Source organism: Legionella maceachernii, from assembly GCF_900167045.1.
Taxonomy (GTDB): domain Bacteria; phylum Pseudomonadota; class Gammaproteobacteria; order Legionellales; family Legionellaceae; genus Tatlockia; species Tatlockia maceachernii.
Map to the genome: position 1 here is coordinate 1 of NZ_FUXJ01000019.1, position 16,241 is coordinate 16,241.

Sequence of the window (16,241 nt, forward strand, 5' to 3'; positions counted from 1 at the left end):
ATTCCGACATATACCGTTTTGTTTGTATAATCTCGCTTCATAAGAGTCTCCTTTATCCTTGCACGGGTTTGTTAATCTTTTAACGGGAGACTCTTCTCTATCTCTTTCTCAACTTTTATTCAACCATAGCAACTACTCGCTAATCACAAAACCCTGCGTTCATTTTTTTATGTTGTTCATTTTTTTTGAACAAGCTATAATCATGAACATGGCAAAGAGGATATTGTGATGAATATAGATAAACTATTATCGATCATAAAGGATAGATCAAAGCTTCAATGTAAATTTGATGAAAAAAGTAATCAATTAACCCTCCAAATTGAAAAGAATAATAAGTTAATCTATAAGCCTGAACTCGTTGGCAATATTGATAATTCGAATATTGGTGCTATCGTTCAATACATGCAACATTTAAATAAAAAAAGCATTTTAATTAGCAACCACATTAATAAAGTTCTGGCTGATAAATTGCAAAAAGCGAATATTGAGTACGTTGATTTCTCAGGTAATATGTATGTAAACTCTCCCCCTGTATTTATCTCTATTAAAGGAGAAACACCTCAGAAGAGAAGTCTATCGGATATCACTCAATTCAAACTGAGTGTTGCCAGTATAAAACTTATTTTTACATTGCTTGTCATTAAAAAACCGTTAGAGCATACCTATCGTGAGCTTGCTAAAATGAGTGATGTGGCATTAGGAAGTGTTAGCAAAACACTTTTAATTTTAGAAAAGCATGGATATATCGTAGAAAAAAATCGTGGTGAAAAGCATTTGGTTAATAAAGATATCTTATTAAGTAAATGGTGTATTGGCTATGCTGAGAAATTACGTCCAAAATTAATGATCGATAAATTTTCAACAGATAATCTTGCACAGTTTAAAGAAACGAATCCCTGTGAATTTAATTTTCTTTGGGGAGGAGAAATAGCTGCTGCAAAGTTAACTCATTATCTAAGCCCCCAAATAATTACACTTTATGCAGACGATGCCTTACCACTATTACAATATAAATGCAGGTTAAAAAAAGATAACAATGGGAATATAGAGCTAATAAAAAAATTCTGGAATTTTGATACCAAAACTTATAAAGAAAACCATGTGCCATTCATTTTGGTTTATGCCGATTTATTAAGCTCACTCGATGAAAGAACTCAAGAAACAGCGGAAATTATATATGACAAGTTCATTAGAAAACAGGTGGAATAATTTTTCAGATAATGATATCGAGTTATTTGCATTAATTAATAAGATTGCTCGTGATAATGATTGTTCTTACTTTTTAATTGGTGCTAAAGCGAGAGACATGCTCTTAGATTATTTTGGTAAAAAGGCAGAATTAAGAAAAACATTGGATACTGATATTGCTTTGTGTTGTAGAAATTGGCAAGAGTTTTATAAAATAAAAAGCGCTTTTGTCAATGATAGTTATTTTACTGTCGATGAAAAATTTGAACCCCGTATCATATCCACAAAATATGGCTGTCTAGACATTGTCCCATTTGGTGAAATAAATGAACATGACTCGAATCTAAAATGGCCACCAGATTATGACATAAAACTCAGTTTGATTGGATTTGAAGATACATTTAAGCATGCAATAGATATCACAATTAGAGATATTACTATCAAGGTAGCTTCTCCATTGGGGTTCGCTCTTCTGAAGCTATTTGCATGGGGTGACCGAAGAGCTCAAAAAGACGCAAGTGATATTGCTTACATTATTGCCAACTATTTTGACTTGGGCAATGAAAATAGGCTTTATGAAGAGAATCAGGATCTCTTAGATGAAAACTTTGATTATACGCTGAGTGGATGTCGTCTTTTAGGTCGTGATCTTAACAATTCATCCAGAGAGACATGCAATCATCTAAAGGATTTTTTTGATAGTGACGAATTAACTAATGGACTAGCATTATCTATTTCCAGGGATCAATATAATTATCAGGAAGCAAGTCGTATGCTCCAAATGATTAAACAGGGTTTCTTAGACTGAGTGTAAAATGATACGACCAAATAAGACAGATATTGAGCGAGGTGTTGCCGAAATTATTAGTGTTAAACAGAAAGGTTTGGTTACTGTAAAAATGAGTGGGGCTGAAAAAGAAACAATTAGAACTTATAGAATGTCTTACAATAGCACCTTTTCCATGGATTACTGATGATGGATTTGATGATTTTGGTCGAAAATTTTCATGTAATCTAACGAGTTCAGGATTTTCTTTCCAGAAACCAGAGGAAGATACTCAAAAAATATCAGATTTACTTGATGAAAAGTAAATTTAATCGAAAAGTGACTTTTGTGACGAAAGTGCTATGCCACAAAACATATTTATTTTTTTAGTATGTTACAACGGTTAACTGTAAGCTGTGTAGAGCTGGCCAAAATATTGTCAATTTTTGCGTTGGTCTCTTTCTTTGTAATCTGAGGCTTAACTGATACTGTTTTTAATAATGGAGCAAAGCTAACATAAAGCGCAATAATAAAGCCCAATGTACTCATGACAGAAGCTATTATTGTTGATCGAGAATTCCACGTTTCGCGTCGTTCTTTTTTTAAAAAAATAACATACTTCGAGTAAATGGATTCGCTTTGTTTTTGGGATATTCGGTGCATGCGGAGTTTGAAGCTATCAATATCTTTTTCTAACTTATCGTAACCTCTGAACATAGCACCAGCATTGTACCCATTAATAAGGTGCATATAGAGATCGAAACACGCCTTAGTTCCATTAATAATGCATTTTTTGAGTTCCAACGCCGAAAATCTGATACAGCCTTTATTGGCCTCATCAAGAGCACCATTATAAAAAATTGGAATAACTGAAGGCTTTCATCGAAAAATGAAACGGCTCATTCTCAAAAAAGGGAGCACTTTAATCGAGTTAGTATAGACTAACCGTTTGATTTGACAGTCAAAAGGAGATTAAAGTGCCGAGAAGTGATCTTATCCTAAATTTACCTGGATTTACTATCAAAAAAGTGAGTGGTTATCAGCCGCTAATTTTGGAGCTATCGTATAATCGCAAAGCACGTTGTAGTCATTGTGCAAGTAAGGAAGTACGCAAAAAAGCGTCGTATATGCGTCGAGTATCGCATGAGTTAATAGGCCATCGACGAAGCGAGTTACATTTTAAAGCCTACAAACTATATTGTAATCGCTGTAGGCGATATGGCAATCAGCAATTTCCCGGAATAAAAAAGTATCAACGCTCGACCTGGCGTTTGCAGGCTGCGGTTTTCCACGACCATACTCGTGGAATATCGCAGAAAGATTTGGCTTTGCAATATAACAAAGGCAAAGCAACCATTGAGCGTTGGTATCAGCAGCACTATCGTGAGCAAGAAAGTGAATTAAAAAATACCCCTTGCCCTGTGGTTCTTGGGATAGATGAACATTCTTTTAGTCGTAAACAAGGCTATGCGACAACCCTTTGTGACCTTAAAAAGCATAAAGTATATGACATTGTCAAAGGCCGCTCTTCAGCTGACCTAAAAGAATACTTTAACCACCTGGAGGGTAAAGAGCGGGTGAAAGTCGTTTGTATTGATTTAAGTACAAGCTATCGTGCTTTAGTAAAGCAGCACTTTCCCAATGCCCAAATCGTAGCCGATAGGTTCCATGTAATAAGGCTTATTAATCAGTTCACCTTACAAACCTATCATCAAATTGACCCCACTCTAAAATATCAACGAGGATTGTTAGCAGCGCTTAAAACCAACCCAGAGAACTTAACGGCTAAACGATTGGCGCTGCGTAATAACTATCTTCAACAACAGCCTGCTGTTGCTGCAATTTATGATTTTAAACAAGAACTTCACCAGCTACTGTCTAAAAAGCATTGCACTGCTAAAGAGTGCAAACGCTTATTACCTCGTTTCTTAGACATGATAAATGAGCTTAAACGTAGTCCTTTTCAAACTTTGAATACCTTGGGAAATACCTTATTTAAATGGAAAGAGGAAGTCGCTAGAATGCTGCGGTTTACTAAGAACAATGGCATAACCGAAGGCTTTCATCGGAAAATGAAACTCATTCAACGTAGAGCCTATGGATTTAGAAACTTTGAAAATTATAGAACGCGTGTTAGGGTGCTCTGTGGCTGATTAAAGATGCCCCCGGAAATGGGAAAGACCCTTAATGCTTCACTTCAGCCTTCGACACATATTCGACACGAAAATTTAAGGTTTACTTTGAATTCCGCCAAAACCCAGACTGGGATTGGCTCCCCGGACAAGACTCGAACTTGTGACCTAATGATTAACAGTCATCCGCTCTACCGACTGAGCTACCGGGGAATGAGGCGGAATCTTAAATGGATTCCGCTAGTGGGTCAAGGGGATGAGTGAAATTTTTCTTCCCTTGCGAGGCTTTATTTACAAAAACGCTGCAATCGAGCGAGGGCGTCTTGTAGGATTTCCATGCTTGTGGCGAAAGAGAGACGGATGCAGCCTTCGTTTCCGAAAGCGGAGCCGGGTACTAAAGCGACGCCTACTTCTTGCAAAAGGCGCTCAGCAAATTCGACATCATTAGCGAAGCCGCGCTTTTCAATAATGGGTTGCACATTGGGGAAGAGGTAGAACGTACCATCGGCAGGAATGACTTCAATGCCAGGAATTTCGTATAAACGCTCAACAATGTAATCATGGCGCTCATGGAAGGCTTTAACCATCATTTTTACCTCTTCATCGCCGCCGTTTAATGCTGCAACCGATGCTTTTTGCGCAATGGAGCAAGGGTTAGAAGTGGATTGAGATTGCACGGTTTTCATGGCTTCGATTAAATCAGCAGGGCCTGCGGCATAGCCGATACGCCAACCCGTCATTGCATATGCTTTAGAAACACCATTGAGCACAATAGTACGAGGGTATAAATCAGGGCAAGCATTAAGTATATTAGAAAAAGGCATGGTCCAAAGAATGTGTTCATACATGTCATCGGTAGCAATTAATACATGGGGATATTGTTTTAATACCTCAGCAAGACCTTGCAATTCTTCAAGCGTGTAAGCAACGCCAGACGGATTTGATGGGCTATTGAGTACGACTAATTTAGTCTTTGGAGTAATCGCTTCAGCAAGCTGCGCCGGAGAAATTTTATACCGTGTTGCTGGTGTTGAAGGAATAATCACAGGTTTGCCACCCGCTAATAAAACCATATCTGGATAAGAAACCCAATAAGGAGCCGGAATGAGCACTTCATCCCCGTCGTTGATTAAGGCCTGGCAGAGGTTATAGAAGCTTTGTTTTCCACCCACTGAGACTAAGATCTGATTGAGCTGATAATCAAGGGCATTGTCGCGTTTAAATTTATCTTTAATGGCTTGTTTTAATTCGGCAATTCCGTCAACAGCGGTGTATTTGGTAAAGCCCGCCTCGATAGCTGCAATGGCTGCTTGCTTAATATGGACAGGGGTATCAAAATCAGGCTCGCCTGTCCCTAATCCAATGATGTCTAATCCTTCTGCACGCATTTTTGCGGCTTTTGCAGCCACAGCAAGAGTAGGTGATGGTTTAACTTGGTGTATTCGCTCTGCCAACGCGATATCCATTTTTAAGCTCCTGTGCTATGTTTTCGATCAATTCAGGCCGAGAAAACTACCCTAACACCTCATTGATCGGTTATAGTTTATAGTATGAAAAATGTATTTAAAATTTACGCAAATTATCAACCCGCTGGTGATCAACCAACTGCAATTAGCTCGCTAATCGACGGTTTGACGTCCGGGTTGGCGCGTCAAATCCTTTTAGGCGTTACCGGTTCGGGGAAAACTTACACCATTGCTCATGTGATTCAGGCGATGAAAAGGCCAGCGTTGATCATGGCGCCTAATAAGACATTGGCGGCACAACTTTATGGCGAATTCAAGACCTATTTTCCGGACAATGCCGTCGAATATTTCGTCTCTTACTATGACTATTATCAACCCGAAGCGTATGTCCCTGCTTCGGATACTTTCATCGAAAAAGACGCGTCCATCAATGAGCATATTGAGCAAATGCGCTTATCAGCAACTAAGGCACTGATTGAACGACGGGACGCTATCATTGTAGCGACCGTCTCTGCTATCTATGGTTTGGGTGATCCCGACTCTTACCTCCGTATGTTATTACATCTTTCCCGAGGAGAACAATGCGATCAGCGCAAAATTTTGAGGCGACTTGCCGAAATGCAATACATTCGCAGTCAGCAATCGCTGGAAAGAGGGCAATTCCGCGTTCATGGCGATGTTATTGATATCTTCCCAGCCGATTCAGAAAAAGAGGCGATACGTATCGAGCTTTTTGATGATGAGGTAGAAAATATTTCCCGTTTTGATCCCTTAACAGGAGAGATGCTACAGCGGCTACCACGGGTGACGATTTTCCCCAAAACTCACTATGTCACGCCACGGGAGCGCATTTTACAGACAGTGGATTTAGTCAAAGAAGAGCTGCGCGAAAGGCTTGCTGAGTTTAACGAACAAAATAAATTGCTCGAGGCGCAACGATTGCAGCAACGGACTTGTTTTGATATCGAAATGATGTTGGAACTCGGTTATTGTTCGGGCATTGAAAATTATTCGCGCTATTTATCAGGTCGAAATACGGGTGAGCCACCCCCTACTTTATTTGATTATTTGCCTCCTGATGCGTTATTGATTATCGATGAGTCCCACGTGACTGTGCCGCAAATTGGAGGTATGTATCGTGGTGATCGGGCTAGAAAAGAAACGTTAGTTCAATATGGGTTTCGTCTCCCCTCAGCTTTGGATAATCGTCCTCTTCGTTTTGAAGAGTTTGATGAGCGTTCGCCACAAACGATTTATGTGTCTGCAACCCCAGGTCCCTATGAATTGGAGCATAGTGATAATACGGCTGAACAAGTTGTACGGCCAACGGGACTCGTGGATCCTCAAGTGATAATCCGTCCGGTTAAAAATCAGGTGGATGATTTAATGTCTGAAATTCGTCTGGTCGTTGCGCAGGGGGAGCGGGTTTTGATTACGACTTTGACTAAACGGATGGCGGAAGATTTAACCGATTATTTGCGAGAGCACGGCATAAGAGTGCGTTATTTGCATGCGGATATTGATACTGTCGAACGGGTCGAGATCATTCGCGATCTACGACTTGGCGAGTTTGATGTCTTGGTGGGTATTAACTTATTGCGTGAAGGCTTAGATATGCCTGAAGTCGCTTTAGTTGCTATTCTGGATGCCGATAAAGAAGGATTTCTCCGATCCGATCGATCGTTAATTCAAACGATAGGACGTGCTGCACGCAATGTGAACGGACGAGCGATCCTCTATGCTGATCGCATTACCGGCTCCATGCAGCGTGCCATAGAGGAAACCGAACGGCGCCGCCATAAGCAAATGGAGTTCAACAAAGCGCAGGGCATTACACCTAAGGGAATCAAGAAATCCATCACCGATATTATGGAAGGGGCTTATAGTACACGCCGCAATAAGACCCAAGTGGCAGACCGGCAAGCGATCTATGAGGCGATACCCCCTGACCAATTACTCAAGCAAATCAAACTGCTTGAAAAGCGTATGCATGAGCACGCGAAAAACATGGAATTTGAGCAAGCTGCAAAGGTTCGAGATGAGTTCTTAATGCTTAAAGAACGATTGAAATTAACTCAAGCGTCTTAGTCTTAAAGAAGGGCGAAGAAGCCCGACAGTCTCGATTTTGAACCCCTTAGGTTCAGGTGGGGGGCAAGGTGTCGGCTCAGGCTTCCCACTCATTGATGGGCTTGCACAACACCGACTACAGGACGCTCCCCTGGATGTGAGTATTGGTTCACAAATAACTCGCTGTCGGGTTAAGCACAGTATACCACTATACCATTCCGAAGTTAACTCGTAATCAATAAAAGAGCTTGAGCCTTGGCCCAACAAAATGGCGAGCTATATAAAAGCTTAAGGCCCAACCTTCAGTCTGTTTGCGGGTCCTGATCTAAATTGCCATGCACAGCCTGGTGGATTTTGTTTTCCAATGAGCTGATGAATTTGCTAATCTGCATGCGCTGTTGCTCTTGTTGTTTTTGGCAAGTGATTAGTTGATGGCTTATATTAAGTGCCGCCAAGAGTAAGGCTTGGAATTCGTCCAGTTGTTTGAACTTCTTGCTCTGCTTCAATTGTTCATTCAGCTTTTCAGCAGCCTGTTCGAGATTAATTTGTTCATTTTCAGGGCACTTAATTTCATACGTTTTATTTAGCAATTTGATAGAACAAGTTTTTGCTGTTGACATTTTATATGGCCTATACAATGTGACGTATTATTCAAATAGTAGCAACTTTGGAATGGTCGAGCAAATCAGTTATCATTAATCAATTTGTTTAACGAGTTTATTATGTCTCCTGAAAATACACCAACCCATCTGCCAGACTATCAGAACTTTAGCCATACTATTTTGGCCTTAGAGTTGCCTTTTTCTGGAAGTGAGTTGCATGGAATGATGTGCGGTTATCTTTGTGCAGGGGCTGCCTCTGAGGGCGACGCCTATTTAAGAGCGCTAACCTCCAGCAAAAAAGATAAGTCAACGCGTGCAGCTGCTCTTGCTATCTTCGAAGTCTACACCATTAGCCAACAACAATTAGGGAATTTTGATTTCGGCTTTGAATTATTATTGCCTGACGAAAATGAACCTTTAATCGATCGTGCACAGGCTTTTAGTGAATGGTGCGAAGGATTTACCCAAAGCATGGCGATCGCTGGCATTAGCGTCGAACAATTTCAGGAAGAAGAATCACAGGAAGCGTTGCATCATCTGCAAGAATTTGCCCAATTGGATTATGAATCGTTAGAGGTGGAGGAAGAGGATGAAAAAGCGTTAATGGAGGTAAGCGAATATGCTCGAATGGCCGTATTGCGGTTATACGGGGATTTAAAAGCAAGTAACAGTGGACATGGTTCGACTAAAACCACGCACTAAAACGACTTTAAGGATTGTGTAAATGATTACCCAGCAAGAATATCAGGCAAGAAGACAAACGTTGGCAGCAAGATTGGCTCCAGGATCGATTGCAATTATTCCTGCTGCGCATGAGGTATTGCGTAATGGTGATGCGCATTACCGCTTCCGCCAAGACAGCGATTTTTATTACCTAACGGGTTTTAATGAGCCCGAGGCAATGCTGATTCTGCTAGCAGGTAAACCCGGTAAGGCATACTTATTCAATCGCCCACGAAACCCAGCAGAAGAGCAATGGACCGGAAAGCGCTTAGGGCAAGAAGGGGCACGTGAGAGGCTAGGAGTCGATGAAGCTTATTCCATTGAAAGCCTGGTTGCGCATTTGCCAGATTTATTAACTGACAAAACCGCAGTTTATTTTGCCATGGGTCGTTATCCTTCAATTGAAAAGCTACTTTTTAAGGCATTAAAGCATGTAAAAGGACAGCTAAGAAGAGGCATAAAAGTGCCTGATACGCTATGTGATCTAGAGCCTCTTTTGAGTGAAATGCGGTTATTTAAATCAGAGGCAGAACTTCATCTCATGCGTCGTGCTGCTGCCATCTCTGTGGCTGCACACAAACGGGCCATGCGGGCTTGCAGTAAGGCTAAAAATGAATATCAATTGGAAGCTGAGCTGCTTTATGAGTTCGGTTATCAGGGTTGCCGCTCAGTGGCTTACGATCCGATTGTGGCTGGCGGTGGCAATGCGTGTATTCTCCATTACACAGAGAATAACCAACCTCTGCGCGCAGGGGATTTGTTGCTGATTGATGCGGGGGGCGAGTTTGAAAATTATGCGGCTGACATTACTCGCACTTTTCCCATCAATGGCCGCTTTAGCCCAGAGCAACGAGCCATTTACGAACTGGTGCTTAAAGCGCAACAAGCAGGTATAGCCCGTATTAAACCTGGTTTAGGTTGGTATGAAGTACAGCAAACCATTATTACTATTCTGACTTCAGGTTTATGCGAGCTAGGCATCTTGAAGGGTGAAGTGGATAAATTGATTGCCACTGAAGCCTATAAGCCCTTTTATATGCATAATTCGGGGCATTGGTTAGGTTTAGATGTTCATGATGCGGGTCGCTACAAAATTGAGGGGGAATGGCGCCAGTTAGAGGCTGGCATGGTTCTCACAGTGGAACCCGGTTTGTATATTAGTGCAGGCATGCGTGGGGTCGATGAGCGCTGGTGGAATATTGGTGTACGCATCGAAGATGATATTGTTGTCACACGAGACGGGTATGAGAATTTAACTGCCGCTTTACCCGTGGAAGTGGATGAAATTGAGGCTTTACTCCGTGGTTGAAAGGCAAGTCGATATTCTTATTGTGGGTGGCGGATTAACAGGTGCCATCTTAATGCTGGCCTTAGCCAACAAAGGCTATACGATTCTATTGATAGACAACCATCCACTTAGTGCGAAAATCGATGCTCATTTTGATGCACGCACACTTGCGCTGTCTCCTGCAAGCCTGCGAATTTTGCAAATGCTGGATGTTTGGCCGCTCTTGCAAAATAAGGCGACGCCAATCGAAACCATTCATGTGTCAGAACAATATCGTTTTGGCAGCACCACCTTAAACAGTGAATCAGCGAATAAGCCCTTAGGGCATGTGGTTGAAATGCAGTCCATTAACCATGCCCTATATCAGCGGCTTGACGAACAGCACTGCTTAGCCCCCGCGAAACTCATCGCGCTGGATAAAGACCAAGGGTTGGCCACAGTAAGCACAGAAAAAGAAAATTATTCGATTAAAGCGAAACTCATTGTCGCCGCGGATGGTTCCGATTCCACAGTGAGGCGGTTAAGTGCCTTGCCAGTAAAAATAAAAGATTATCAACAGCAAGCCATTGTCACCAATATTGGTTTAGCACGATCGCATGGCAATTGGGCTTATGAGCGATTTACTGCATCGGGGCCTTTAGCATTGCTTCCTATGACAGAAAAACGCGCCTCTTTAGTTTGGGCTTTACCGCCGGTCGAAGCTGCACGTTTAATTGCTATTGATGAGGTCAGGTTTTTACAGGTATTGCAGAAAGCATTCGGCTACCGTCTGGGCCGGTTTGTGCGCGTCGGTAAGCGTGTTATTTTCCCTCTGAGACAGATCACAATGCCGAAAAAAATCGCTTGGCCGATAGTTTTTGTAGGCAATGCGGCTCACACCCTCCATCCTGTCGCTGGGCAAGGTTTTAATTTAGGCTTGCGCGATGTCGCAACTCTCGCGCAATGCATTGCGCAACAGGGATTAACCCCCGCCATGCTGCAAAATTACCAACAAATGCGCCAGCATGATGAAATGGCCATTACCCGGTTGACGAATGGGTTAATTGAAGTGTTCACCAGTCACTTTCCAGGCATGGCTTTGGCACGAAATTTAGGGTTAATTGCCGTTGATAATCTAAGCCTTCTAAAGCACTGTTTGACCCATTACACCTGCGGTTTTGCGGGAGTGACACCGGATTTGGTTTGTGGTATTGCGTTGGATAGAAAGGAAAGCTTATGAACCAACAGTTTGATGTAATGGTGGTTGGCGGTGGGGTTGTGGGTTTAACGGCAGCACTTGCAATGCTGTCACGTGGTTTTTCTGTCGCACTCATTGATGCGGGGAGTGTCACGGTTAATTCGGCGGATATTGATCCACGCGTGTATGCAATCAATCAAGCTTCTGAGGATTTATTGCAAGCATTGAAGGTGTGGGTGCATTTGGATAAAACCCGGATATCCTCCTACCGCCAGATGTATGTGTGGGATGCGGCAAGTCAAGCACACATTGAATTTGATGCCCGTACGATTGTTAGCGACCACCTAGGGACTATTATTGAGGAATCGGTGCTGAAGCAGGCCATCTTGCAGGCTTTGGATTTACAAAAAGCGAAATTCACTGTTTTAGCGCATTCCACGGTGAGTCAAATAGAGGAGCATGAAGAGGGGATTTTAGTCGCTTCGGGTGAGACTCGTTGGAAAGCACAACTGCTGATGATTGCGGATGGCGGTAATTCACCGTGTCGTCAGCTCCTAAAAGTGCCCTTAACCACATGGTCTTATCATCAGCAGGCCCTAGTTGCCTTGGTGCATACCGAAAAATCACACCAACGAACAGCTTACCAGGTATTTAACCCGGACGGCCCGCTTGCTTTCCTTCCGCTTAATGATACGCATTTATGCTCGATTGTTTGGTCGACAACACCTACACAGGCTAAGCAATTAATGGCGCTTCCTGAAGAAGCCTTTAATCGAGACTTAACCAAGGCATTTGCTAGTAAATTAGGTGAAGTTCAATTAATGAGCAAGCGTTATCAATTCCCCCTTACCATGCGCCATGCAAAACAATACAGCGGGAAACGCTGGCTCTTGCTGGGTGATGCTGCCCATACGATTCATCCACTGGCTGGATTAGGTTTGAATGTGGGCTTAGCTGATGTGGCTACCTGGCTTGCTGGCCTTGATGATGGGAATAAGCGTTTAACGTCGCAAAAAGTGTTAGGTGCTTATCAGCGCCAGCGTAAGTATGAAGTTTGGCAAACAATTGCCCTGATGGATGGATTTAAATCATTGTTTACAAATTCGTTAACGCCAGTAATTGCCCTTCGCGGTTTTGGCTTAAGAATGTGTAATGCAATAACGCCTCTTAAAAGAATGTTTATTGAGCAAGCGGCGGGGAAAAAATTGATTCATTTCGAATAAGTAAAGGATTCGTAGAAAAAACTTTCTGAATAAGGTATAAATCATTCTGTTTAAGAACTCGATACCGGGATGTAGAATGATAATAAAAAAATTGCCGATGGTATTACTGGGCTTTGCCCTAGCAAGGGATGCATTAGCAGGAGGGATGTATAGCCGCTCCCCTTATGATGACAGGACCGGATGGCCTTTCGTTGCGACTTTAAGTGTGGGGCCTGCTTGGTCCAGACCTGGGGAATCCCAGGTTCTTACGTTACAACCCAACGTCAATAAAGCGTATATCCCATTGCCCACAAGCCGCACCATCAAACTCGTTACCACCGCACAGGGAACCAATACCTTATTCACCGGTGAGATCTTTTTAGGCTTGTATGGTCAAATTAACTCGGTGGTCACCTCCCAGATAGGATTAGCATTTGGTGCTTCTTCCCAGGTAAGGACAAAAGGAAATGTTTTTGAAGACTCAGACATTGAGTTTGGCAATTTCACCTACTCTTACGGCATACGCAATGTGCGTGGCGCACTAAAGGCGAAATTTTTGTATGACCCCAATTACTATGATTTGCTTCCCTATATCAGTGGTAGTGCCGGCATAGGGTATAACCACTCCTCGGGGTTTACCATCAATACCCGTTTGTTCCAGGAAATTCCTGCCCCTTCTTTTAGTGATGAAAGTAAATCCGCGTTCAGTTATACCTTAGGTGCCGGATTAGAAACTTACGTGGACGATAACTGGCATGTTGGCTTGGGTTATGAGTTTGCCGATTGGGGAAGGAGTAACCTGGGGCCTGCCATTGGCCAAACCCTTGGTACGGGTCCGCACATTAACAGCCTGCGTACTCATGAATTACAAATCAGTATTAGTTATGTGTCTTAACTAAATGTTTAGCTATCTCTTCAAGGATTGATTTATGAAGAAGACTTCATTGCGGCAGTGGGCTGTTACAATTTTCCTTATGATAATGGCGGTAGTAGTTCAAGCAGCTGAAGTCAAATTTAATATCGTGCCAGTACTCAGGGCACCGAATACCATGCCTGCAAATGGCCTTGCGTATGCCCAGTACATGATTACCAATAACACTGGGATTGCCCGCGAGCTCACAACGGTACCTATTCCTGGCGTTCGCCATTTTGTTACCGGAGCACCCGGCACATGTCACTCTCCTTTTGTTTTAGCACACGGCCAATCCTGTCTTTTGGTATTGGAGTTACTTGCCCATGAAATGGCTGGTGGGGTGCATTCTGGGCCTGTGGTGTGTAAGACCATGGGGCCGGGCGATAATCGACCAGACGCTTCTCTTTGTTCCCAACCTTATCCAACGGATTTTTTGCAGATTAATCTGACACCCGCTATACCTGTGGGACTCGTTGCAAATACCTCCGCTGTGGTTTTCTCACTCGGGAGTACAGGAAGTGTAACCATAACCAATACAAACCCCTTTGGTTTTGCACAACATTTGGATATCCATTTTATTCTTAATACCGCAATTTCCATAACAAGTAGCACTTGCCCGTCTCACTTACCGCCAAACGCCTCCTGTGTGATTACATTTTCTGCCACGTCGGGGGCAACGACAACCCTATCGGTAATGGGAACCAATACGAATCAACTTCTTATTCCTATTACAGCCGCGGCAAATGTGCCAATCAGTGTCTCACCGAATCCTTTGGTATTAGGTGTTGGGAATTCTAGTTCCATAACCGTGACTAATTTAAGTGCCACGGTTCCTGCGATCAATGTTCGTGCTACTCCTCCCGCTGCAAGCACTAACATTCAAGTCAGTTCAACTAACTGCCCCACCTCTTTACCTCCAGGGGGGTCGTGTACGATTACGTTTAGCGCAACGGGTGTGCAATCAGGCATTACTGTGCCAATTCAAGGAACGAACACAAATCAAGTGAACTTGAGCGTTTCTTCTCAAGTAGTTCGGATTTCTTCTAATCCGAATCTTACTTTAGGCATAAACCAGCTAGGAACGGTGACAGTGACTAATCAGTCTTCAACGGGCACAGCATATAATATCCAACCAACGATTCCATCAGGTTCAGGAATAACTGCAACGACTAGTCCTGCTTGTTCTGTTTTGGCGCCAGGGGGCACGTGTACTATGCAGTTCTCAGGTTCTCTTCTTCAATCGAGCGGAGTGAATATTTTTATTCAAGGCTCGAATACCAATCAGACGGCGGTAAAGATTACGATTCTGCAGGCTACTCTCCAGGTAACTCCTAATCCTCTTGCTTTGTCAGAAGGCGGACCTGCTAGTAGTATAACGGTAATGAATACTTCTTCAGTTGCGGTAACAAGTAATATTCTTCCTGCTACAGGAACAACGAGCCCCCAAAATGTACAAGTTACCGCCAATACGTGTATTTTTTCACAGGCGGCGCCTTTTCAGCCCTCTTCATCATGTACAATTTCTTTTCAGGCGCCAATCGGTTCTACTGCAAGTCAATTCATCGTTCAAAGTGCAACTCCTAATGCAACAAACCAAACTACGCTTAATGTTACAGTTAGTGAAGTGGTAATTAATATTTCTCCTACGTTGTTAACTCTTACACCGGGAGGGCAGGGGCAAGTAACAATAACAAATCAATCGTCAACTGCGGCCGCATTAAATCTTGCGGCAACGCCTACAACTCTTTGTAACAATAATACCTGTGACAGCACATGCGGGACTTCGCTCGCACCATCAGGTACCTGTACCATGACATTTAATGGCAACACTAACCCTCCACAAACTAACTTTGTTGATATTAGTGGAGATAATACGAATACTGTGCGGCTACAGATTAATACTGTAGGCACTATTTTAACACTCCAACCCACTTTAGGATCTCCCTATATAACTGTATCACCGAATGCAACCACAACGACGCTTTTTTCTGTTACCTATAACAATTCCTCTGGTCCCCCCCTTTCTAATATAACCCTTATATTGCCCTCTTCGTGGACGCAAGTAATCCAAGATGACTCTGCCTGTGCTGGGCCAATATTTCCTGGGGAGACCTGCACCATATCTCTTGGTTCCGATACCGCTTATATCGCACAAAACACAATCCATGCCCAAGATGGTGCGGGAGATACCTCTAACAATACTGCTATTGGTTTTATCCAAGATGGGGGGTTTGTGTTTGATATTACTAACGGGGTTGTAACAGTCGCCGATCAGAGTGATGCTGTTCAAACTCTACAGTGGCAGACAACGAATGTTCTCACAAATGCGAATAGTACCACGGATGGGCTAACTAACACTCAAGCAATCATGCAAAACTCAGGCTTATTTGGTGCGCCTGCTGCCGGAGATTGTTTTTTTCAAACATCTCCTCAAAAATTTCTTCCAGCTTCAGGACAGTTGGCTGAAATGTATACTAGCCTATCTCATCTCGGTTTGGGCAATTTTGGAGGCTTGCCTTATTGGAGTTCTACTGAGTCTAGTTTTTCTGATGCATTTGCTGTGAATCTTGTTGATACAGGAAATCCAACGACAACTCCATATCCTGATTCAAAAAGTTTAAGCTTGTTGGTCAGATGCGCTTATATTGCGGGATATCCTTAATATAAAAAGCTTCTGTATTAAAGCAAAATATGGTTTAATTTTAAACATGAAGATT

14 protein-coding genes, 1 tRNA gene and 1 other RNA gene are annotated in these 16,241 nt (G+C 42.7%); 11 read left to right on the forward strand and 5 right to left on the reverse strand.

Features of this window, described 5'->3' with window-relative positions; genetic code table 11:
• Nucleotides 1-228: 228 nt before the first annotated feature.
• From B5D33_RS13790 to B5D33_RS16680, 3 genes are read left to right on the forward strand one after another with little or no spacing between them, the layout of a single operon-like run.
• Nucleotides 229-1,209 carry a type IV toxin-antitoxin system AbiEi family antitoxin gene (locus B5D33_RS13790; protein WP_058453410.1) on the forward strand — a complete coding sequence of 327 codons (981 nt, stop codon included), beginning with the start codon at nt 229-231 and terminating at the stop codon, nt 1,207-1,209.
• Complete coding sequence (locus tag B5D33_RS13795) at nt 1,178-1,996, forward strand: nucleotidyl transferase AbiEii/AbiGii toxin family protein (protein ID WP_058453409.1); 819 nt, start codon at nt 1,178-1,180, stop codon at nt 1,994-1,996. The genes B5D33_RS13790 and B5D33_RS13795 overlap by 32 nt, the downstream gene beginning before the upstream one ends.
• Before the next feature lie 7 nt (nt 1,997-2,003).
• On the forward strand, nt 2,004-2,162 hold the full coding sequence (locus tag B5D33_RS16680; RefSeq protein ID WP_156415027.1) for a hypothetical protein: 159 nt from the start codon (nt 2,004-2,006) through the stop codon (nt 2,160-2,162).
• Between the two features lie 170 nt (nt 2,163-2,332).
• Here B5D33_RS16680 and B5D33_RS13800 read toward each other — a convergent pair whose 3' ends face one another.
• Nucleotides 2,333-2,704, reverse strand: coding sequence for a hypothetical protein (locus tag B5D33_RS13800; RefSeq protein WP_058453408.1), 372 nt, complete (start codon nt 2,702-2,704; stop codon nt 2,333-2,335).
• A 227-nt stretch (nt 2,705-2,931) separates the two neighbouring features.
• Between B5D33_RS13800 and B5D33_RS13805 the strand changes: the two genes are divergently transcribed.
• Nucleotides 2,932-4,107 carry an ISL3 family transposase gene (locus B5D33_RS13805; protein ID WP_078767474.1) on the forward strand — a complete coding sequence of 392 codons (1,176 nt, stop codon included), beginning with the start codon at nt 2,932-2,934 and terminating at the stop codon, nt 4,105-4,107.
• Between the two features lie 116 nt (nt 4,108-4,223).
• Here the strand turns inward: B5D33_RS13805 and B5D33_RS13810 are convergent.
• A tRNA-Asn gene (locus B5D33_RS13810) sits at nt 4,224-4,299 on the reverse strand.
• A gap of 74 nt (nt 4,300-4,373) precedes the next feature.
• On the reverse strand, nt 4,374-5,552 hold the full coding sequence (locus tag B5D33_RS13815; RefSeq protein WP_058453407.1) for a pyridoxal phosphate-dependent aminotransferase: 1,179 nt from the start codon (nt 5,550-5,552) through the stop codon (nt 4,374-4,376).
• An 84-nt stretch (nt 5,553-5,636) separates the two neighbouring features.
• Here B5D33_RS13815 and uvrB point away from each other — a divergent pair, with 84 nt between their 5' ends.
• Entirely contained in the window at nt 5,637-7,640 is a 2,004-nt protein-coding gene (gene uvrB / locus B5D33_RS13820) for an excinuclease ABC subunit UvrB (RefSeq protein WP_058453406.1), read from the forward strand.
• Between the two features lie 15 nt (nt 7,641-7,655).
• On the opposite strand, the gene ssrS is transcribed toward uvrB, so the two are convergent.
• Nucleotides 7,656-7,815, reverse strand: a non-coding RNA gene (ssrS, locus tag B5D33_RS13825) — 6S RNA.
• 106 nt (nt 7,816-7,921) lie between these two features.
• Nucleotides 7,922-8,239, reverse strand: coding sequence for a cell division protein ZapA (locus B5D33_RS13830; protein ID WP_058453405.1), 318 nt, complete (start codon nt 8,237-8,239; stop codon nt 7,922-7,924).
• Between the two features lie 102 nt (nt 8,240-8,341).
• Here B5D33_RS13830 and B5D33_RS13835 point away from each other — a divergent pair, with 102 nt between their 5' ends.
• From B5D33_RS13835 to B5D33_RS13860, 6 genes are all read left to right on the forward strand, one after another.
• Nucleotides 8,342-8,923: a UPF0149 family protein gene (locus B5D33_RS13835; RefSeq protein ID WP_058453404.1), complete on the forward strand. Its 582-nt coding sequence runs from the start codon at nt 8,342-8,344 to the stop codon at nt 8,921-8,923.
• 22 nt (nt 8,924-8,945) lie between these two features.
• On the forward strand, nt 8,946-10,253 hold the full coding sequence (pepP, locus tag B5D33_RS13840; RefSeq protein ID WP_058453403.1) for a Xaa-Pro aminopeptidase: 1,308 nt from the start codon (nt 8,946-8,948) through the stop codon (nt 10,251-10,253).
• Complete coding sequence (gene ubiH / locus B5D33_RS13845) at nt 10,246-11,451, forward strand: 2-octaprenyl-6-methoxyphenyl hydroxylase (protein WP_058453465.1); 1,206 nt, start codon at nt 10,246-10,248, stop codon at nt 11,449-11,451. Before pepP ends, ubiH begins: the two co-directional genes overlap by 8 nt.
• Entirely contained in the window at nt 11,448-12,632 is a 1,185-nt protein-coding gene (locus tag B5D33_RS13850) for an FAD-dependent monooxygenase (RefSeq protein ID WP_058453402.1), read from the forward strand. The genes ubiH and B5D33_RS13850 overlap by 4 nt, the downstream gene beginning before the upstream one ends.
• A 76-nt stretch (nt 12,633-12,708) precedes the next feature.
• The gene (locus B5D33_RS13855) at nt 12,709-13,506 is read left to right on the forward strand and encodes an outer membrane protein (protein ID WP_058453401.1); all 798 of its coding nucleotides are present in this window, start codon (nt 12,709-12,711) and stop codon (nt 13,504-13,506) included.
• Nucleotides 13,507-13,540: 34 nt separating this feature from the next.
• The gene (locus tag B5D33_RS13860) at nt 13,541-16,186 is read left to right on the forward strand and encodes a hypothetical protein (RefSeq protein WP_058453400.1); all 2,646 of its coding nucleotides are present in this window, start codon (nt 13,541-13,543) and stop codon (nt 16,184-16,186) included.
• Nucleotides 16,187-16,241 lie beyond the last annotated feature (55 nt).

What these genes read in the sequence shown, in the direction of transcription:
- B5D33_RS13860 (WP_058453400.1), top strand. Translation starts at nt 13,541, where the DNA reads ATGAAGAAGACTTCATTGCGGCAGTGGGCTGTTACAATTTTCCTTATG.
- B5D33_RS13790 (WP_058453410.1), top strand. Translation starts at nt 229, where the DNA reads ATGAATATAGATAAACTATTATCGATCATAAAGGATAGATCAAAGCTT.
- B5D33_RS13830 (WP_058453405.1), bottom strand. Translation starts at nt 8,239, where the DNA reads ATGTCAACAGCAAAAACTTGTTCTATCAAATTGCTAAATAAAACGTAT.
- B5D33_RS16680 (WP_156415027.1), top strand. Translation starts at nt 2,004, where the DNA reads ATGATACGACCAAATAAGACAGATATTGAGCGAGGTGTTGCCGAAATT.
- B5D33_RS13795 (WP_058453409.1), top strand. Translation starts at nt 1,178, where the DNA reads ATGACAAGTTCATTAGAAAACAGGTGGAATAATTTTTCAGATAATGAT.
- B5D33_RS13815 (WP_058453407.1), bottom strand. Translation starts at nt 5,552, where the DNA reads ATGGATATCGCGTTGGCAGAGCGAATACACCAAGTTAAACCATCACCT.
- B5D33_RS13850 (WP_058453402.1), top strand. Translation starts at nt 11,448, where the DNA reads ATGAACCAACAGTTTGATGTAATGGTGGTTGGCGGTGGGGTTGTGGGT.
- B5D33_RS13855 (WP_058453401.1), top strand. Translation starts at nt 12,709, where the DNA reads ATGATAATAAAAAAATTGCCGATGGTATTACTGGGCTTTGCCCTAGCA.
- B5D33_RS13835 (WP_058453404.1), top strand. Translation starts at nt 8,342, where the DNA reads ATGTCTCCTGAAAATACACCAACCCATCTGCCAGACTATCAGAACTTT.
- uvrB (WP_058453406.1), top strand. Translation starts at nt 5,637, where the DNA reads ATGAAAAATGTATTTAAAATTTACGCAAATTATCAACCCGCTGGTGAT.
- pepP (WP_058453403.1), top strand. Translation starts at nt 8,946, where the DNA reads ATGATTACCCAGCAAGAATATCAGGCAAGAAGACAAACGTTGGCAGCA.
- B5D33_RS13800 (WP_058453408.1), bottom strand. Translation starts at nt 2,704, where the DNA reads ATGCACCTTATTAATGGGTACAATGCTGGTGCTATGTTCAGAGGTTAC.